The 20,447-nt window shown below is 73.9% G+C and carries 6 protein-coding genes; 1 reads left to right on the top strand and 5 read right to left on the bottom strand.

Features of this window, described 5'->3' with window-relative positions; translation table 11 throughout:
* Positions 1-28: 28 nt before the first annotated feature.
* The 5 genes from AB0B66_RS11345 to AB0B66_RS11325 form a co-directional block, all read right to left on the bottom strand.
* Complete coding sequence (locus AB0B66_RS11345) at positions 29-1,642, bottom strand: FAD-binding protein (RefSeq protein WP_360526646.1); 1,614 nt, start codon at positions 1,640-1,642, stop codon at positions 29-31.
* Positions 1,643-1,918: 276 nt separating this feature from the next.
* Positions 1,919-3,391, bottom strand: a complete 1,473-nt coding sequence (locus AB0B66_RS11340) for an MFS transporter (RefSeq protein WP_360526644.1) — start codon at positions 3,389-3,391, stop codon at positions 1,919-1,921.
* Between the two features lie 39 nt (positions 3,392-3,430).
* The gene (locus tag AB0B66_RS11335) at positions 3,431-3,646 is read right to left on the bottom strand and encodes a ferredoxin (protein ID WP_360526641.1); all 216 of its coding nucleotides are present in this window, start codon (positions 3,644-3,646) and stop codon (positions 3,431-3,433) included.
* Positions 3,643-4,845 carry a cytochrome P450 gene (locus AB0B66_RS11330; protein ID WP_360526638.1) on the bottom strand — a complete coding sequence of 401 codons (1,203 nt, stop codon included), beginning with the start codon at positions 4,843-4,845 and terminating at the stop codon, positions 3,643-3,645. The genes AB0B66_RS11335 and AB0B66_RS11330 overlap by 4 nt, the downstream gene beginning before the upstream one ends.
* A 32-nt stretch (positions 4,846-4,877) precedes the next feature.
* The gene (locus AB0B66_RS11325; RefSeq protein ID WP_360526635.1) at positions 4,878-5,642 is read right to left on the bottom strand and encodes an SDR family oxidoreductase; all 765 of its coding nucleotides are present in this window, start codon (positions 5,640-5,642) and stop codon (positions 4,878-4,880) included.
* Positions 5,643-5,893: 251 nt separating this feature from the next.
* Here AB0B66_RS11325 and AB0B66_RS11320 point away from each other — a divergent pair, with 251 nt between their 5' ends.
* Entirely contained in the window at positions 5,894-20,443 is a 14,550-nt protein-coding gene (locus AB0B66_RS11320) for an SDR family NAD(P)-dependent oxidoreductase (RefSeq protein WP_360526632.1), read from the top strand.
* Positions 20,444-20,447 lie beyond the last annotated feature (4 nt).

Below are 20,447 nucleotides of genomic sequence, written 5' to 3'. Positions count from 1 at the left end.
GGCGGGAGGACCGCCGCGCCACCGTCGATCAGCGGATGCTCAGGGTGTGCTGGAACACCCCGCACGGGTCGTACTTCGCCTTGACCCGCCGCAGCCGGGGCAGGTTCGCGCCGTAGTACAGCTCCAGCGCGCTCACCCCGCTGCCGTTGTAGGCCGGGTCGACCAGGTCCACGTCCGGCCAGTTGATGTAGCAGCCCTCGTTGGCGTCGCTCGGCGCGGGCACGCCGCCGGTGGAGGCGTACAGGTCGCGGAAGAACGCCCGGTTCCAGTCCAGGTGGCGCTGGTCGTCGGCGGGCACGTCCCAGCAGCTGAAGACCGAGCCGAGCATGATCGAGCGGCGGTGCGCCGTCGCCGTGGCGTTCGGGGCCAGGGCGTTGATCCGGCCGCCGTACGAGGCGATGGTGAACACGGACGCCTTGTGCGCGTAGTCGGCGCGGGTCAGGTGGTGGTACGCGATGTCGATCTGCTCGTCGGTGTAGCGCTTCTTGAGCAGGCCGCCCTTGGTCTTCGAGCGCGGCGGGCCGAGGATGCCCATGGACACGGCGGTGTCCGGGGCGGAGATGGTCGGCTGCAGCCACGGCTGCACCGGGGTCTTCACGATCAGCGGCGTCGGGCCGACGCCCACGCCGAGCGCGGCGAGGAAGCTGTCCAGCAGCGTGACCTGGCTGGGCACGCTCGGGTCGACCTGGCCCGAGATCAGGATCTTCCCGTTCTCGATCCGCGGGGCGATCATCGACGCGTACAGGGCCGCGCCCGCCGAACCCGAGGCGCTGTTCTGCTCGTGCCAGGTGCCGAAGTTCGCGCAGAGTCGGCGGAACGCGTCGGCGGTCATGTCGGACCAGTTCCAGATGGCCCGGCCGACCAGGTAACCGCCGGGGGCCTTGGGCAGCAGCTGGGTGGGGTTGGTGGACCGCACCCCCGGCTGGCGCAGCCAGAACTTGGTGACCACGCCGAAGTTGCCGCCACCGCCGCCGGTGTGCGCCCACCACAGGTCGTAGTTGGGGTCGGCGGGGTTGTCGGTGGCCACCACCGCCCGCACGATGCCCGCCGCGTCGACGGTCACCACCTCGACGGCGACGACCAGGTCGGCGACCAGGCCGTACTGCCGCGACAGCGGGCCCACGCCGCCGCCGACGAAGTGGCCGCCCGCGCCGACGGCCGGGCACACGCCGCCGGGGATGGTGACGCCCCAGCCGTAGTACAGGGTGCGGTAGATCTGGCCCAGGGTCGCGCCGGGCTCGATGGTGAACGCGTTGCGCACCGGGTCGAACGCGATGTCGCGCATCTCGGTGAAGTCGATGACAATCTTGACAGCCGGGTCGTCGACCAGGCCGTCGAGGCCGTGCCCGCCAGAGCGGACGCCGATGCGCTTGCCGCCGCGCACCGCTTCGCGGACCGCCTGCACCACGTGCTCGGTGCTGCCGACGATGCGGACGGCCTCGGGAGTGCCGACGAAGCGTTTGTTGTAGCCGCGCAGCTGGGTGTCCGCATAGCGCGGGTCGGACGGCGTGATCGTGGTCAGCCCCGGCGGGATCTCGCCCGGGTCGTGCGCGGCCGCCGGCGCGGCGACGACGCCGGTGGCGAGGCCGGCCGCGGCGGAACCCGCTCCGGCGATGAGCATTCTTCGGCTGAGCCTGGACATGCGTGAGTCCTTCGAGGGGTCGAGGGAATGGTCGTGGCGCTATTTCTCGGACGTTTCTCCCAATGCGATGGAGAGGCGTCTGCGCCAAGGCGAGGATCACGCATTGTCACGGTCGAGTCGACCCCTAACAAACCCCTATGGGGACCCATTTCCCGTGCTTATCACCGCTCGGTGACCAATGGCTTGCGGAATGCTGTCGCGGCCGTGTGCTAAAAGGCCCCCGGAATGGTTCCTGTCGGTAATCGAACAATTCCGGGGGCCGGTTGTCCATGGCGGTCAGCCCGCCGCGGCTTCCTTCTTGCGCCGGGGGTCGATGACGATGAGCAGCCGGGCGGCCAGCGCGCCGACCAGGGCGACCCCGCCCGCGACCGCGCAGGCCACGGCCAGGCCGTGCACCATCGCGGCAGCCTCCGGGTCGGCGCCGGTCGGATTGCTGAGCAGGTAACCCGCGGCGGCCACAGCGGACACGGTGTTCAGCAGCGCGGTGCCGATCGAGCCGCCGATCTGTTGCGAGGTGCTGACCACGGCCGACACGATGCCCGCGTCACGGGCGTCGGCGGCCGACATCGCGGTGCTGAAGATCGGCACGGCGATGTTGCCGACACCGATGCCGAACAGCAGCAGCGCCGGCAGGATGTCCACCGGGTACGTCGACTCCGGCGTGAGCCGTGTCAGCAGCAGCAGGCCGACCGCGGACACGACCAGCCCCGACGAGATCATCATGCCGGGGCGCACCCGCAGCAGCAGCTTCGGGGCCACCTGCGTGGAGTAGATCGCGGCGGTGACGATGTAGGCGAGGAACGCGAGTCCGGCCTGGATCGGCTTGTACCCCATGACCGACTGCAACTGGTAGGTCATGCCCAGGAACATGCCGAGCATGCAGAACGCGGAGATCGCCATGGCCAGGAACGCCCCGCCGCTGTTGCGGTTGGTCAGCACCCGCAGCGGCAGCAGCGGCGCGCTCACCTTCGACTCCACCACGGCGAACGTCGCCAGCAGCAGCACGCCCACCAGCAGCGCACCGATGATCACCGGCGAGGACCAGCCCAGGTTGGCCGCCTCGCCCAAGCCGTAGATCAGCGACAGCAGCCCCAGGGTGCCCAGCACCGCACCCGGCACGTCGAGCTTGGCCTCGTGCCGCCCGTCCGTCCTCGGCACGGTCAGCCAGGCGCCGACCAGGATGAGCGCCGCGATGGGCAGGTTGACGTACAGGCACCAGCGCCAGTCCAGCAGCGTGGTCAGCGCGCCGCCGAGCACCAGGCCGGTCGCGCCGCCCGACATCGAGGTCGCGGTGAAGATGCCGAACGCCCTGGCCCGCTCCTTCGGATCCAGGAACGTCAGGCTGATCAGCGACAGCGTCGCCGGGGCGATCAGCGCCGCGAACACTCCCTGCAGCGCCCGCGCCGCCAGCAGCGTCTCGGCGCTGCCGGCCGCGCCGCCCAGCGCCGAGGCCAGCGCGAACCCGGCCACGCCGATGATCAGCGAGCGACGGCGTCCGATGTGGTCGCCGATCCGGCCGCCGAGCAGCAGCAGACCGCCGAAGGTCAGCGCGTACGCGGTGACCGCCCACTGCCGGGTCACGTCGGTCAGGCCGACGTCCTGCTGCGCGGAGGGCAGCGCCACCGCGACGATGGTCGAGTCCAGGGTGACCATCAGCTGGGCCAGCGAGATCACCGCCAGGCCGGTCCAGCGGCTCGACGGGCCGCGCCCGGTCTGCTCAGGGCTGGTCACCGCGTCGGTTGTCGTCATGTTCTACTTCCTCAGGTCCGGGACGGGAGCGGGCTGAGCTCAGCCGCGCTCGGTGAAGCCGATGGCCGACGCGGGGCACAGGTACGCCGCCTCGTCGAGCAGCGCGCGATGGCTCTCGTCGACCTCCGCGAGCAGCACCACGACGGTGCCGCCGTCGTCCTGGTCGAACACGTCGGGCGCGGTTCGCACGCACTGCCCGGCCCCGATGCACCGGGTGGCGTCGCCGCTGGGCAGCAGCGTTCGCGCGCCGCTCACCAGGTCACCGGCAGCTCGGCGATGCCGAAGACCAGGCCCTGGCGCATCGGGATCTGCTCCATCGGCACCGCCAGCCGCAGGGCGGGGATGCGGGTGAACAGCGCCCGCAGCGCGATCTCCACCTCGACCCGGGCCAGGTTCTGCCCGATGCACTGGTGGATGCCGAAACCGAAGGTCAGGTGGTTGCGCACGGTGCGCCGCACGTCGAGTTCGTTGGGCCGCTCGAACTGGGCCTCGTCCCGGTTGGCCCCCGGGTTGAGGAAGATCAGTCCGTCGCCGTCGGCGATGGTCAGGTCGCCCAGCTGGATGTCGGCGGTCGCGACCCGGGACAGGCCGCCGGTGATGGCCAGGAAGCGCAGCAGCTCCTCGACCGCGTTCGGCCACAGCGACGGGTCGTCGAGCAGCAGCGCCAGCTGGTCCGGGTGCTCCAGCAGGGTCAGCACGCTCAGCGCGATGGTGTTCGCCGTGGTCTCCTGCCCGGCGATCACCAGCACCAGCGCGTACTTGACCAGCTCGTCGCGGTCCAGCTCACCGGCGAGGACCTTGGCCACCAGGTCGTCGAGCAGTCCGTCGCCCGGGTCGGTCTCCTTGGCCCGCAGCAGCCGCGACAGGTAGTCGGTCAGGTCGGCCAGCGCGTCCACCACCTGCGCCGGATCGAACCGGCGGTAGGTGAGGTCCTCGAAGTACTCCCGGTCGGCGAACGGGACGCCGAGCAGCTGCGACAGCACCATCGCCACGGCGGGTTTGGTGTACTCCTCGACCAGGTCGACGACCGGTCCCTTGGCCGTGATCGCGTCGAGGCGGTCCGCGCAGATCTGCTCGATGCGCGGCCGCAGCACGCCGATCTTCTTCAGGGTGAAGCTCGGCAGGATGTCCTTGCGCTGCCGGGTGTGCTCCGGCGGGTCCGTGCGGATCAGGGCCCCGATCGCGGGCGTACGCGAACTCTGCAGCTGCGTCAGCGCCGGGATCGGCATCGGGAAGTTCGGGTGGAACCGGTCCACCGACATGTGCGGGCTGGACAGCAGCTCACGGGTCTCCAGGTGGCCCGTCACCGCCCACACCGGACGGCCGTCGAACTGGCGCACCCGCGTCACCGGCCCGATCGCCCGCAGGTCCTCGTACGCCGCAGGGGGGTGGTACGGGCACTCGCGGTTCATCGGCAGCTCGGGCAGCCCCCCGGACTCGTTCTCTTCGTTCATGGCGAATCGGCCCTCCAGGGCAGGCAGTGGGATCAGGGCGCGGGGGTGAGGAAGTGGCCGTCGACCCGGACCACCTGGCCGGTGATGTTGGAGTTCGCGGCCGAGCACAGGAACGCGATCGTGTTGGCCACGTCCTGCGCGGAGGTGGTGCGCTTGGTCGCGGCGGCGGCCGACGCGTACTGGATCAGCGACTGCGGCTGGCCGTCGGCCGGGATGAAGCCGGGCACCACCACGTTGGTGTAGATGCCGGCACGGGCCAGCTCCCGGGACATGACCTTGGTCAGGCCGTGCAGGCCCGACTTCGCGGCCGCGTACGGCGCCCGCCCCGGGAAGCCGTCCTCGGCGAACGTGGACGACACGTGCACGATGCGCCCCCAGCCCGCGGCCCGCATGTGCCCGACCACCGCCCGGCTCAGCAGGTAGGGCCCGGTGAGGTTGCTGGTCAGCGAGTCCACGAACCGCTGCGGCGGGGCCTGCTCGAACAGCTCGCCGTGCGCCGGGAACGGCGGCAGCGCCACCGCGTTGTTGACCAGGATGTGCACCGCGCCCCAGCGCCCGGCCGCGGTGTCGACCGCCGCCTGGATCGAGCCGGCGTCGGCCAGGTCCAGCCGGGTCGCGAGGGCCTCGGTGCCCGCGCGTTCGGCCTGCTCCAGCAGCTCCTTGGTGCCGTTCGGGTTGCTGTGGTAGGTGCCGAGCACGCGCGCGCCGGCGGCCGCCAGGGCCAGGGCGGTGGCGCGGCCGACGCCCGAGCTGGCACCGGTGACGACGGCCACCTTGTTCTTCAGGCCAAGGTCCATGACGTGACGCTCCGGAGGATGTGGACGGCCAAAGCTGGGCGCCCGCGGCGGAATACCGCGCCCACGGCACATCACCGGGGACGGGAATGAGATATCCGGGAGCGTAACAACGGATACCCCTATGCGCATTAGGGGATTTGTAGGGGTTGTCCTCGCGGCCGTTTCGCGGACAGCCTATTGCCATTGCTGTGTCTCAATAGACATCTCGGTGTCACGGGTTCGGCATCGCTGTTCATGGTGGGGCGGGGAGAATGACTCATACTGTTGATCCCGACGCGGGGCACGCGCACTCGATCGCAGTGGTGGGCATGTCGGTCCGGCTGCCGGGCGTCGCGTCCGGACGCGATTTCTGGCGGCTGCTGCGTAGCGGCGGACAGACCGTCACCGAGGTCCCGGCCGAGCGCTGGGATGCGGCGGCGGCGTACGATCCCGACCCGTCGTCACCCGGCCGGATGACCTCGAAATGGGGATCCTTCCTGGACGGCGTCGACCGGTTCGACGCGGCGTTCTTCCACATCTCGCCCCGCGAGGCCGCGGCGATGGACCCGCAGCAGCGCCTCGTGCTCGAACTCGGGTGGGAGGCGCTGGAGGACGCGGGCGTGCTGCCCGCCTCGGTGCGCGGCACCCGCCTGGCCGTGTTCGTCGGCTCGATCTGGGACGACTACGCCCGGCTCGTCTACCGCGACGGCGTGCCCACCGCCTCCCAGCACACCGCGCCCGGCGTGCAGCGAAGTGTTCTGTCCAGCCGGCTGTCGCACTTCCTCGGCGTGCACGGCCCCAGCCTCACCGTGGACAGCGGACAGTCCTCGTCGCTGGTCGCCGTGCACCTGGCCTGCGAGAGCCTGCGCCGGGGCGAGTCCGACACGGCCATCGCGGGCGGGGTGAACCTGAGCCTGCTGCCCGAAACCTCGATCATCTCCAGCAAGTGGGGCGGGCTGTCGCCCGACGGCCGCTGCCACACCTTCGACGCCCGCGCCAACGGCTACGTACGCGGCGAGGGCGGTGGCGCGGTGCTGCTCAAACCCCTGGCCGCGGCGCTGGCCGACGGCGACACGATCTACTGCGTCATCCGCGGCGGCGCGGTCAACAACGGCGTCGGCGAGACCCTGACCACCCCCAGCGCCGACGGGCAGCGCGCGGTGCTCCGCGACGCGTACGCCGCGGCCGGTGTCGACCCCGCCCAGGTCCAGTACGTCGAACTGCACGGCACCGGCACCCGGGTCGGCGACCCGATCGAGGCCGCCGCGCTCGGCGCGGTCCTCGGCGCGGACCGCGACCCGAGCCGGCCGCTGCTCGTCGGCTCGGTCAAGACCAACGTGGGACACCTGGAGGGCGCGGCCGGCGTGACGGGCCTGATCAAGGCCGCGCTCGCGCTGCACCACCGGAAGATCCCGGCCAGCCTCAACTACGAGACCCCGAACCCGGCGATCCCGCTCGACGAGCTGCGCCTGTCCGTCGCGCGCGAGCTGTCGGCCTGGCCCCGCCCGGACGAGGCGCTCCTGGCCGGGGTCAGCGGCTTCGGCATGGGCGGCACCAACTGCCACCTCGTGCTCAGCGAGCCGCCCGCGATCCCGGCCACTCCGACCACCGTGCACGCGCCGGTCGGCGTGTGGCCGCTGTCCGCGCGCACCGCGCCCGGCCTGCGTGATCAGGCCCGCGCGCTGGCCGAACTCGCGCCCGAGGGCGTCGCCGACGTCGGCTGGTCGCTGGCCGCCACACGCACCGCGTTCGAGCACCGCGCCGTCGTCGTCGGCTCCACCCCCGACGAGCTGCGCGCCGGGTTGGCGGCGCTGGCCGCGGGCACCCCCTCCGGGCAGGTCCACACCGGCCAATCCGTCGGCGGCAGACTCGCCGTCCTGTTCACCGGCCAGGGCGCGCAGCGGCTCGGCATGGGCCTGCAGCTGTACGCGGCGTACCCGGCGTACGCTGCCGCGTTCGACGCCGCCTGCGCCGCCCTCGACCCGCACCTGCCCCGGCCGCTGCGCTCGGTGATCGAGTCCGGCGACGGGCTCGACGACACCGGCTTCACCCAGCCCGCCCTGTTCGCTGTCGAGGTCGCGCTGTACCGCCTTGTCGAGTCCTGGGGCGTGGTGCCCGCGCTGGTGAGCGGGCACTCGATCGGCGAGATCACCGCCGCGCACGTGGCCGGGGTACTGTCCCTGGCCGACGCCGCGACGCTCGTCGCCGCCCGCGGCCGGCTCATGCAGGCCCTGCCCGCCGGTGGCGCGATGGCCGCCGTCCAGGCCGATGAGGACGAGGTCCGCGAGCTGCTGGCCGAGTCCGCCGGGCCGCTCGCCGTGGCCGCCGTCAACGGCCCCCGCGCCGTCGTGCTGTCCGGAGCCGACGAGCAGGTCGAAGCCGCCTGCCGTGAGCTGCGCGAGCGCGGCCGCAAGACCCGCCGCCTCACCGTCAGCCATGCCTTCCACTCGCCGCTGATGGACCCGATGCTGGACGGGTTCCGGGACGTCGTGGCCGGGCTCGCGTTCGCCGAGCCGCAGATTCCGCTGGTCTCCACGGTCACCGGCGACCTCGCCTCCGCCGCGGAGCTGTCGGACCCGGACTACTGGACCGGCCAGGTGCGTCAGGCCGTCAGGTTCGCCGACGCCGTCCGCACCCTGGTCGGCGAAGGCGCGACCACGCTGCTCGAATGCGGCCCGGACGGGGTGCTCGCCGCGATGGCCGCCGACTGCCTGCCCGACGCCTCCGACACCGTCGCGATCCCGGCCCTGCGCGCCGGGCGAGACGAGCCCGTGAGCGTGGCCACCGCGCTCGCCCGGCTGCACGTACGCGGCGTCGAACTCGACTGGGACCGGATCTATCCCGGGGCCCGCGGGGTCCCGCTGCCCACCTACGCCTTCCAACGCGAGCGCCACTGGCTCGATACCGTCACCGCATCAGTTCAGGGGCCGACGCCGACCGCAAGGCCGCGTTCCCGGTCGGTGGCGACTGCCGCGCCCAGCTCGCTGGAAGGGCCGAGCGGCGCTGCACATCTCGCGCGGGTGCCCACGGTCGGGGCACCGGTCCCGGCGGATGCGGTGCCGGATGCGGTTGCTCCTGACCGCGCGGCGGTCACCGGGCTGGTCCTCGCGCACGTGGCCGCTGTCCTCGGGCACACCGACCCGGCCGCGATCCCGCTGCGGGCTCCGTTCAAGGAACTCGGGTTCGATTCGCTCGGCGCGGTCGAGCTGCGCGACGCCCTGGCCGCCGCGCTCGGGCGGCCGCTGCCCGGCAGCCTGCTGTTCGACTACCCGACCGTCCAGACGCTGATCGACTTCCTCGCCGACGGTGCGGCAGACGCCGAACCCGGGTTCGCCGACGCCTCGGACGAGCCCGTCGCGATCGTCGGCATGGCCTGCCGGCTGCCCGGCGGCGTCACCTCCGCCGACGAACTGTGGCAGCTCGTGTACACCGGGACCGACGCGGTCTCGGAGTTCCCGCAGGGCCGGGGCTGGGACCTCGACGCGCTGTTCGACCCTGACCCGGCGGCGACCGGCACGGTGCAGACCCGGCAGGGCGGTTTCCTGCACGACGCCGACCGGTTCGACGCCGAGTTCTTCGGCATCTCGCCGCGCGAGGCCCTGGCGATGGACCCGCAGCAGCGGCTGCTGCTGGAGACCGCCTGGGAGACCGTCGAGCAGGCCGGCATCGACCCCACCACACTGCACGGCAACGCGGTCGGAGTGTTCGTCGGCGCGTCGCCACTGGACTACGGGCCGCGCATGCACGACGCGGCCGAGTCCGTGGAGGGTTACGTGCTCACCGGCGCGACCCCCAGCATCCTGTCCGGCCGCATCGCGTATCAGCTGGGACTGGTCGGCCCGGCGCTGACGGTGGACACCGCGTGCTCGTCGTCGCTGGTGGCGCTGCACCTCGCCGTCCAGGCGGTCCGCCGCGGCGAGTGCTCGATGGCGCTGGCCGGCGGTGCCGCCGTCATGTCCACCCCCGGCATGTTCCTGGAGTTCAGCCGCCAGCGCGGGCTGTCGCCGGACGGGCGGTGCAAGGCGTTCGCGGCGGAGGCCGACGGCACCGGTTGGGCCGAGGGTGCGGGGATGCTGCTGGTGGAGCGGCTGTCGGATGCGCGGCGGCTGGGACACCGGGTGCTGGCGGTGGTTCGCGGTTCGGCGGTGAACCAGGACGGTGCGTCGAACGGGTTGACCGCGCCGAACGGCCCTTCGCAGCAGCGGGTGATCCGGCAGGCGCTGTCCTCGGCCGGATTGTCGTCGGCGGACGTGGATCTCGTCGAGGCACACGGCACCGGCACGAGGCTTGGCGACCCGATCGAAGCCGAAGCGCTGCTGGCCACCTACGGGCAGGGCCGGGCTGAAGACCGCCCGGTGCGGCTGGGGTCGTTGAAGTCGAACATCGGCCACGCGCAAGCCGCCGCCGGTGTCAGTGGTGTGATCAAGGTGGTGCAGGCGCTGCGGCACGGGGTCATGCCGCGCACGCTGCACGCGTCCAACCCGTCGCCGTTCGTGGACTGGTCGGCGGGTGCGGTCGAGCTGCTGACCGAGGCGAAGCAGTGGCCTGAACTGGATCGGCCCCGCCGGGCGGCGGTGTCGTCCTTCGGGATCAGCGGCACGAACGCGCACGTCATCATCGAGCAGGCCGCGCAGGACGAGCAGCCCGCCGACGTACGTCCCGCCGGTCTCCCCATCGCCCCGATCCTCGTCAGCGGTCACAGCACCGAGGCACTGCGGGCCCAGGCACTCGCCCTCCACGATCACGTCGCGGCCGGGTCGCCCGATCTCACGGACCTGGCGTGGTCGCTCGCCTTCACCCGGACCGTGTTCGAGCACCGTGCGGTGGTCGTCGGCGGGGATCGTGACGAGTTGCTGTCCGGCCTGCAAGCGGTCGCGGCCGGCACCGCCGGTGGTGCGGTGGGCAGGGGCGCGCTCGCGCTGCTGTTCACGGGTCAGGGTGCGCAGCGGGCGGGCATGGGACTCGGCCTTTATGAGGCGTTCCCGGTGTATGCGGCGGCGTTCGACGAGGTGTGCGCGGTCCTTGACCCGTTGCTGGGCCGGTCGTTGCGGGACGCGATCGCGTCCGGGGACGGTCTGGAGCAGACGGGGTTGACGCAGCCCGCGCTGTTCGCGGTGGAAGTGGCGCTGTTCCGCCTGGTGGAGTCGCTGGGTGTGACGCCGGGGTTCGTGGCGGGGCATTCGATCGGTGAGATCGCGGCTGCGCATGTGGCCGGGGTGTTGTCGCTGGCGGATGCGGCGACGCTGGTCGCGGCGCGGGGCCGGTTGATGCAGGCACTGCCCTCGGGCGGGTCGATGGTGGCGGTGCGCGCTTCGCGTGAGCAGGTCACGGCTGCGCTGGCCGGGCTGGGGGAGCCGTTCGCGGGCCGGGTCGGTATCGCGGCGGTCAACGGCCCGGCGTCGGTGGTCGTATCCGGTGATGAGCGGGCCGTGGATGCGGTCATGGCGGCGCTGGGCGTGGACGGTCGCAGGCTGGCGGTCAGCCACGCGTTCCACTCGCCGCTGATGGAGCCGATGCTCGCCGAGTTCGAGCAGGTCGTGTCAGGGTTGCGGTTCGAGGCTCCGACGGTGCCGTTCGTGTCCTCGGTGACCGGTGCGCTGGTCGGTGCCGATGAGCTGTCCCGGCCGGGTTACTGGGTCGACCACGTGCGGCGTCCGGTCCTGTTCGCCGACGCGGTCGGCACACTGGTCCGGGAGGGTGCGTCGACGCTGCTGGAGATCGGGCCGGACGCCGTGCTCACCGCGATGGCGGCGGAGTCCCTGCAGGCGGACACGATGGCGGTCGCCGTCCAACGGCGCGACCGCGACGAGGCACGCGAGCTGCTCACCGCGCTCGGCACCATCTTCACCCGGGGCGTCGAGGTCGACTGGCGGGCGCTGCTGGCCACGACCGGCGGCGGCCGGGTGGACCTGCCGACGTACGCCTTCCAGCGGCAGGGCTTCTGGTACACCGACAGCCGGGCGGGGTCGGGGCTCACCGCGGCGGGGCTCGGGGCCGCGCGGCACCCGCTGCTAGGCGCGAGTGTCGAGCTGGCCGCCGGTGACGGGCTCGTCGTCACGGGGCGGCTGTCCCGGCGGAGCCACGGCTGGCTGGCCGACCATGAGATCCGGGGCGCCGCGCTGCTGCCGGGCACGGCGTACGCGGAGCTGGCGCTCTGGGCGGGGGAGCAGGCCGGCTGCCCTGTCGTGCAGGAACTGACGATCGTCGCGCCGCTGGTCCTGCCCGAGCGGGGTGCGGTGCTGCTGCAGCTCGCCGTCGCGGGGCGGCCGGAGGACGAGCGGCGCGAGTTCGCCGTCTACTCCCGACCGGACGGGCCGGACCTGCCCTGGGTCCGCCACGCCGAGGGTGTGCTGATTGCCTCCTCCGACGACGTGCCGACGGTGCGCGGGGACGCCTGGCCACCTGCAGAGGCACAGGAGATCGACCTCGACGACGTGTACGACCGCCTGACCGAGCACGGCTACGGCTACGGCGACGCCTTCCAGGGCCTGCGCCGGGTGTGGCGGCGCGCCGGCGACGTCTTCGCCGAGGTGGCCCTGCCCGCGTCGCAGCAGCCGAACGCGGCCTCCTACCTGCTGCACCCCGCGCTGCTCGACGCCGCCCTGCACCCGCTGCTGCCCGGGGTGACCGGCGACGACCGTCCGGCCGCGCTGCCGTTCACGTTCTCCGGGGTCCGCGTGCACGCCCCCGGGGCGGGCGCGCTGCGGGTCGCGTACACCTGGACCGGCCCTGACACGGTGCGCCTGCACGCCGCCGACGCCCACGGCCTGCCCGTCGCCACCGTCGACGAGCTGCGCTGGCGTCCCGTCACCGGCGACGCGGCGGACCCGTCGCTGGGCGCGATGTACACGATCGCGCCGGTCACGGTCACCACCGACCCGGCGGCCGCAGCGGTGATCACCGGCCGGGACGAGTACCTCGCCGATCCGGCCAGGCCCGCCGACACGGTGCTCTACCGGGTCACGGCCGATCAGGAGGCCGATCCCGCGAGCGCGGCGAAGGCCGCCGTCGCGGACACGCTCGCCGTCGTGCAGCAGTGGACAGTCGATCCCCGCGGATTGCGGTTGGCGGTGCTGCTCGACTCCGCCGACGCGCTGCGGCTGTCGGGCGTACGCGGCCTGATCCGCACCGCCGCCACCGAGCACCCGGGCCGGTTCACGCTGGTCGTCACCGACGGCGACCACGCGGGGCGGCTGCCCGAGGCGCTGGCCACGGGGGAGACCGAGCTGCTGCTGACCCGGGACGGGGTGAGCGCGCCGCGCCTGGTGCGGGCCGCGCCGGGTACCGCCCCGACGGCCGCCCCCGACCCGGCCGGCACCGTCCTGATCACCGGCGCGAGCGGCGCACTCGGCGGCCTGCTGGCCCGCCACCTGGCCCGCGAGCACGGCGTACGCAACCTGTTGCTGCTCAGCCGCCGCGGCCTCGCCGCCCCCGGCGCGGCCGAGCTGGCCGACGACCTGACCGCGCTCGGCGCGAGCACCCGGATCGTCGGCTGCGACACCGCCGACCGGGACGCGCTCGCGCAGGTGCTGGCCGGGATCGCCGCCAACGCCCCGCTGACCGCGGTGATCCACGCGGCCGGGGTGCTCGACGACGGCGTGCTCGGCGCACTCACCCCGCAGCGCCTCGACACCGTGCTGCGGGCCAAGGTGGACGCCGCCTGGCACCTGCACGAACTCACCCGCGACCTGGGCGTCACCCGGTTCGTGCTGTACTCGTCGATCTCCGGGCTCATCGGCGCGGCCGGTCAGGCCTCCTACGCCGCCGCGAACACGTTTCTCGACGAGCTGGCCGCACAGCGCCACCACGCGGGACTGCCCGCGACCTCGCTGAGCTGGGGCCTGTGGGAGCAGTCTGGCGGCATGGCCGACGCGCTCGGCGCTGCCGACCTTGCCCGGATGGCCGCGAACGGGGTGCTGCCGCTGGCCCACGCGCCCGGTCTGGCGCTGTTCGACCAGGCCTGGCACGACGACCGGCCGCACCTGGCACCGCTGCGCTTCGACGCAGCCGCGCTGCGCCGGCCGGGCGTGAGCGTGCCGGGACTGCTGCGCGCCCTGGTGCCGGTGCGGGCCCGCCGGGGCCGCGACGGCGACGGGCAGGCCGCGGCCCGGCGGCTGGCCGCACTGCCCGAGCCCGAACGCGCCCGTGCGCTCGCCGACCTGGTGCTCGGCGAGGTCGCCGCGGTGCTCGGCCGCACCGACCCCGGCTCGATCGACCCGGCGCGGGCGTTCCGGGAGCTGGGCTTCGACTCGCTGACCTCGATCGAGCTGCGCAACCGGCTCGCCGCCGCGACCGGGCTGCACCTGCCGACGACCCTGGTCTTCGACTACCCGTCCGCGCACGAGCTGATCGGCTACGTCGCCGGCGAGCTGTCCGGCGGCACCGCCGCGCGGCAGGCCGCGCCGACCGCCGCCGTCTCCGGCGACCCGATCGTGATCGTCGGCATGGCCTGCCGGTACCCGGGCGGGGTGGCCTCGCCCGCCGACCTGTGGCGGCTGGTCGCCGACGGCCGCGACGCGATCTCCGGCTTTCCGGTGAACCGGGGCTGGCCGGACGACATCTTCGACCCCGACCCGGAGCGCCCCGGCCGCACCTACGTGCGTGAGGGCGGATTCCTGCACGAGGCCGACGAGTTCGATGCCGAGTTCTTCGGCATCTCCCCGCGCGAAGCGCTGGCCATGGACCCGCAGCAGCGGCTGCTGCTGGAGACCGTGTGGGAGACGTTCGAGAGCGCGGGCATCGACCCGGCGACGGTGCGCGGCAGCCAGACCGGCGTCTTCGCCGGGCTGATGTACCACGACTACGCCCCGCCGGTGCACCAGATGCCCGAGGAGCTGGAGGGCATCCTGCTCACCGGCAACACCGGCAGCGTGCTGTCGGGCCGGCTGGCGTACCAGTTCGGCCTGGTCGGCCCCGCCGTCACCGTGGACACGGCCTGCTCGTCGTCGCTGGTGGCGCTGCACCTCGCGGTCCAGGCGCTGCGCAGCGGCGAGTGCGACCTGGCGCTGGCCGGCGGCGTGACGGTCATGTCGTCGCCGGGCACGTTCGTGGAGTTCAGCCGCCAGCGCGGCCTGTCGCCGGACGGGCGCTGCAAGGCGTTCTCGGCGCGGGCCGACGGCACCGGATGGGCCGAGGGCGTCGGCATGCTGCTGGTGGAGCGGCTGTCGGACGCGCGGCGGCGGGGACACCAGGTCCTCGCGGTGGTACGCGGCTCGGCGGTCAACCAGGACGGGGCCTCCAACGGGCTCACCGCACCCAACGGCCCCTCGCAGCAGCGGGTCATCCGGCAGGCGCTCGCCTCGGCGGGACTGTCCACCTCGGACGTGGACCTGGTCGAGGCGCACGGCACCGGCACGAAGCTCGGCGACCCGATCGAGGCCGAGGCGCTACTGGCCACGTACGGGCAGGACCGGCCCGGTGACCGGCCGCTGCGGCTGGGGTCGCTGAAGTCGAACATCGGCCACGCCCAAGCCGCCGCCGGGGTGGGCGGTGTGATCAAGGTGGTGCAGGCGCTGCGGCACGGCGTCATGCCCGCCACCCTGCACGCCGCCGAGCCGTCGCCGTTCGTGGACTGGTCGGCGGGCGCGGTCGAACTGCTCACCGAGGCGCAGACCTGGCCCGACCTCGACCGGCCGCGCCGCGCGGCGGTGTCGTCGTTCGGCATCAGCGGCACCAACGCCCACGTCATCATCGAACAGGTCCCCGGCGCGGACCTGCCCGCCGAGCGGCCGGGTGCCGAGCCGACGGCCGGAGCCGTGCCAGCGCCGGTGCCGATCGTCCTGTCCGGGCGGACGGACCCCGCGCTGCGGGCGCAGGCGGCGCGGCTGCGCGACGCGGTGCTCGCCGAGCCGGTCGCGCTGCCCGACCTCGGCTGGTCCGCGCTCACCGGCCGGGCCCGGTTCGACCAGCGGGCCGTCGTGCTCGCCGCCGACGCCGAGCAGCTCGCCGCCGGGCTGACCGCGCTCGCCGAGCAGCAGGACGATCCGCGCGTCGTCACCGGCGACGTCCTGCCCGGCACGGACCGGGTCGTGTTCGTCTTCCCTGGCCAGGGCGCGCAGTGGGACGAGATGGCGCAGCGGCTGCTCGACGAGTCCCCGGTCTTCGCCCGCAGCATCGCCGACTGCGACCGGGCCCTGTCCGCGTACGTCGACTGGTCGCTGCTCGACGTGCTGCGCGGGGTCGCGGGCGCGCCGTCGCTGGAGCGCGTCGACGTCGTGCAGCCGGTGCTGTTCGCGATGATGGTGTCGCTGGCCGCGCTGTGGCGCTCGTACGGCGTGCAGCCCGCGGCCGTGGTCGGGCATTCGCAGGGTGAGATCGCCGCGGCGCACGTTGCCGGGGCGCTCACCCTTGACGACGCCGCCCGGGTCGTCGCGCTGCGCAGCCAGGCCATCGGCGCGATCGCCGGACAGGGCGGCATGATGTCGGTGCCGCTGAGCCTGGCCGCCGTGCAGGACCTGCTCGCGCCGTGGCAGCAGTCGATCTCCGTGGCGGCCGTCAACGGCCCCGCCTCGACGGTGGTCTCCGGTGAGGTCGGCCCGCTGCACGAGCTGCACGCCCAGCTCGTCGCCGACGGCGTACGCGCCCGGCTGGTCCCCGTCGACTACGCCTCGCACTCCGCACACGTCGAACGCATCGAGCAGCGTCTGCGGGAGCTGCTGGCACCGGTGCGCCCGCGCACCGCGCAGGTGCCGTTCTTCTCGACGGTCACCGCGAGCCTGCTGGACACCACCGAGCTGGACGCGGGCTACTGGTATCGCAACCTGCGCCGGACGGTCCGGCTGGAGGAGTCCGTGCGCGGGCTGCTCGCCACCCGGCACCGGGTCTTCGCCGAGATGAGCCCGCACCCGGTGCTCCTCGTGGGCGTCGAGGAGACCGCCGAGGCGGCCGGGGAGCGCATCGTCGCCGTCGGCTCGCTGCGCCGCCAGCAGGGCGGGCTGGACCAATTCCTGACCAGCGCGGCGCGGCTGCACACGGCCGGCGTGCCGGTCGACTGGACACCTGCGTTCGGGACCGGCGCGCGGCGGGTGGACCTGCCCGCGTACGCGTTCCAGCGGCAGCGATTCTGGCTGCGCGCGGCCACCGGCACCGGGGACATGGCCTCGGTCGGGCTGGCCGACGCCGCGCACCCGCTGCTCGGCGCGGCCGTCGAGCTCGCCGGCGGCGACGCCGTGCTGACCGGCCGGATCGGGCTGCGGGCGCAGCCGTGGCTGGCCGGGCACGCCGTGTACGACACCGCGCTGCTGCCCGGGGCCGCGTTCGCCGAACTGGCCGTGCGGGCCGGTGACCAGGTCGGCTGCCCGCACGTCGAAGATCTGACGCTCTGGTCGCCGCTGCTGCTGCCCGCGTCCGGCGGCGTGCAGGTGCAGATCACCGTCACCGGGTCCGGCGACCGCCGGGAGCTGGCCGTGCACGCGCGCCGTGACGGCGAGCAGGAGTGGACCCGCCACGCCAGCGGGGTGCTCACCCAGGCGGCCCCGGCGGCACCGGCCGGGCCGGGCGCGTGGCCGCCGCCGGGTGCGGTCGAGGTCGACCTGGACGGCGTCTACGAGCGGCTCGCCGAGCACGGATACCAGTACCAGGGCGCGTTCACCGGCCTGCGCCGGGTGTGGACCGACGGCGGCGACGTGCTCGCCGAGGTCGCGCTGCCCGAGGACCACCGCGCCGACGCGGACCGGTTCACGCTGCACCCGGCCCTGCTCGACGCCGCGCTGCACCCGCTGCTGCCGGGCGTGGCGGGCGGCGGGCGGCCGCTGCTGCCGTTCGCCTGGACCGGCCTGACCGTGTACGCGGCCGGGGCCACCGAGCTGCGGGTGCGCCTGAGCATCAGCGAGGACGAGCAGGGCGCGACCGCGCGGCTGCTGCTCGCCGACACCACCGGCGCGGTCGTCGCCACCGTCGACGAGCTGACCCTGCGCCCGCTGACCCGTCAGGTGCTGACAGGTGCCGCGAACGGCGGCGCACTGTACGAACTCGACTGGATCACAGTTCCGGTGGACGAGCACGCCGCCGCGGCGTACCCGATGATTGGTCCTGATCTTCTCGGTCTGCGGCCCGCAGCCGTGCACGCGGACCTGGCGGCCCTCGGCGCGGCCCTGGACACGGGCCGGCCCGCTCCGGACGTGGTGCTGTGCTGCGCCGCCGCACCGACCCCTGGCGACATGCCCGTGGCCGTGCGCGACGCCGCCTACGGTGTGCTCGACCTGGTGCAGGCGTGGCTGGCCGATGAGCGTTTCGCCCGGTCCCGGCTGGCCGTGGTCACCCGGCGCGCGATGGCGCGGGCGGGCGAGCGCGTCGGCGACCTGCCGCACGCGGCCGTGTGGGGCCTGGTCCGCACCGCGCAGACCGAGAACCCGGACCGGTTCGTGCTCGTCGATCTCGACGACCTGCCCGGAACGCCGCGCCTGCTCACCGGTGCGCTCGCCACGGGCGAGCCGCAGCTGCTGCTGCGTGACGGCACTGCCCTCGCGCCCCGGCTCACCCGGCCGAACCCCGGCGACGTGCTGCCGGTGCCCGAGGACAGCCCCGCCTACAAGCTGATCGTCGACGGCGGCACCCTGGAGAACCTGCGGTTCGTACCCGCGCCGGAGGTGCTGGAACCGCTGGCCGAAGGCACGGTGCGGGTCTCCGTGCGGGCCGGTGGCCTCAACTTCCGCGACGTGCTCATCGGACTGGGCATGGTCGACCAGCGGCACGCGGTGATGGGCGCGGAGGGCGCGGGTGTGGTCGTCGAGGTCGGCCCCGGCGTCACCGACCTGGCCGTCGGCGACCGGGTGACCGGCTACTTCCCTGGCGCGTTCGCGCCGCTCGCGGTCGCCGACCGGCGACTGCTGGCCCGGATGCCCGACGGCTGGGGCTTCGCACAGGCCGCGTCGGTGCCGGTGGTGTTCCTCACCGCGTACTACGGCCTGGTCGACCTGGGCCGGGTGCGGCCAGGGGAGAAGGTGCTGATCCACGCCGCGGCCGGTGGCGTCGGCATCGCCGCGGTGCAGCTCGCCCGGCACCTGGGCGCGGAGGTGTTCGGCACCGCCAGCCCCGGCAAGTGGAACACGCTGCGCGCCCTCGGCCTCGACGACGACCACATCGCCCACTCGCGCACCCTCGACTTCGGCGACCGGATCCGCGCCGTCACCGGCGGCCGGGGCGTCGACGTCGTGCTCAACTCGCTGGCCGACGAGTTCATCGACACGTCGCTGCGGTTGCTCGGCGACGGCGGCCGCTTCCTGGAGATGGGCAAGACCGACATCCGCGACACCGCGCAGGTCGAGGCCGCACACCCCGGCGTGACCTACCGGGTGTACGACCTCACCGCGCTCGCCAGCACCGAACCCGGCACCCCCGGGGCGATGCCCGAGCGGATGCGGCAGATCCTCGTCGAGGTGCTGGCCCTGTTCGAGCAGGGTGTCCTCCAGCCGCTGCCGGTGACCACCTGGGACGTCCGGCACGCCGTCGAGGCGTTCCGCTTCCTGTCCCAGGCGCGCGGCACCGGCAAGGTCGTGCTGACCGTGCCCCGGCCGCTCGACCCCGACGGCACCGTCCTGATCACCGGCGCGACCGGCACCCTCGGCGCGCTGGCCGCCCGCCACCTCGTCACCGAGTACGGCGCCCGCCGGCTGCTGCTGGTCAGCAGGCGCGGCCCCGACGCCCCCGGCGCGGCCGAGTTGCGTGACGAGCTGACCGGCCTCGGCGCGCACGTCACCGTCGCCGCCTGCGATGTCGCCGACCGCGCGGCCCTGGCCGAGCTGCTGGCCGCGATCCCCGCGGCGCACCCGCTGACCGGGGTCGTGCACACGGCGGGCGTGCTCGACGACGGCGTCGTGGCGACCATGAACCGGGAGCAGTTCGAGAACGTGCTGCGCCCCAAGGCCGACGCCGCCTGGCACCTGCACGACCTCACCCGCGCCGCGGACCTGTCGATGTTCGTGCTGTACTCCTCCTTCGCCGGGCTGCTCGGCCAGGCCGGGCAGGCCGACTACGCCGCCGCGAACGCGTTCCTGGACGCGCTCGCCGCGCACCGCCGCGACCTCGGGCTGCCCGCGGTGTCCCTGGCCTGGGGCCTGTGGGCGCAGGCCAGCGGCATGACCGGGCACCTCGACGAGGTCGACCTGCGCCGGATGGCCCGCAGCGGCCTGCTGCCGCTGTCGAGCACCGAGGGCATGGCCGCGTTCGACGCCGCGCTCGCCCTCGGCCGGCCCGCCGCCGTGCCGACCCGCCTCGACGCGGCGGCCCTGCGCACCCAGGGGGAGAGTCTCCCGGCACTGCTGCGCGGGCTGGTCGCCGTCGCCACCCGGCGCACGGCCGCGGGCCAAGCCGCCGCGCCGGGCGGATCGCTGGCCGACCGGCTGGCCGCCCTCACCGAACCCGACCGCCGCCGCACCCTCGTCGACCTCGTACGCACCCAGGTCGCCACGGTGCTCGGCCACGCCGGACGCGACACCGTCGCCGCCGACCGGGCGCTCAAGGAACTCGGGTTCGACTCGCTGACCGCCGTCGAGCTGCGCAACCGGCTCAACGCCGCGACCGGCCTGCGGCTGCCCACCACCCTGGTCTTCGACCACCCGACCGCCGAGGAGATCGCGGCCTTCCTGCGCGAGCAGTTCACCCTCGGCGAGATCGCCGCCGACGCGGCCGTGCTCGCCGACCTGGACCGCATCGGCGCGCTGCTGCGCTCCTCGCTCGGCGAGGGCGCCGCCCCGGACCGGATCGCCGGACGCCTGCAGGAACTGCTCGCGCTCTGCGCCACCGCCGACGCCCCGCAGACCGACGACGACCTGGACGCCGCGACCGACGACGAGCTGTTCGCGCTCGTCGACCAGCTGAGCTGAGCAC

Origin of the sequence: Catellatospora sp. NPDC049111 (genome assembly GCF_040648615.1) — a bacterium.
GTDB classification, from domain to species: Bacteria; Actinomycetota; Actinomycetes; order Mycobacteriales; family Micromonosporaceae; genus Catellatospora; species Catellatospora aurea.
Note: the sequence above shows the minus strand (reverse complement) of the source record. Positions and strands in the feature narration are given on the sequence as shown.

Coding starts and splice junctions, on each gene's coding strand:
- AB0B66_RS11345 (WP_360526646.1), bottom strand. CDS start 1,642: ATGTCCAGGCTCAGCCGAAGAATGCTCATCGCCGGAGCGGGTTCCGCC.
- AB0B66_RS11340 (WP_360526644.1), bottom strand. CDS start 3,391: ATGACGACAACCGACGCGGTGACCAGCCCTGAGCAGACCGGGCGCGGC.
- AB0B66_RS11330 (WP_360526638.1), bottom strand. CDS start 4,845: ATGAACGAAGAGAACGAGTCCGGGGGGCTGCCCGAGCTGCCGATGAAC.
- AB0B66_RS11325 (WP_360526635.1), bottom strand. CDS start 5,642: ATGGACCTTGGCCTGAAGAACAAGGTGGCCGTCGTCACCGGTGCCAGC.
- AB0B66_RS11320 (WP_360526632.1), top strand. CDS start 5,894: ATGACTCATACTGTTGATCCCGACGCGGGGCACGCGCACTCGATCGCA.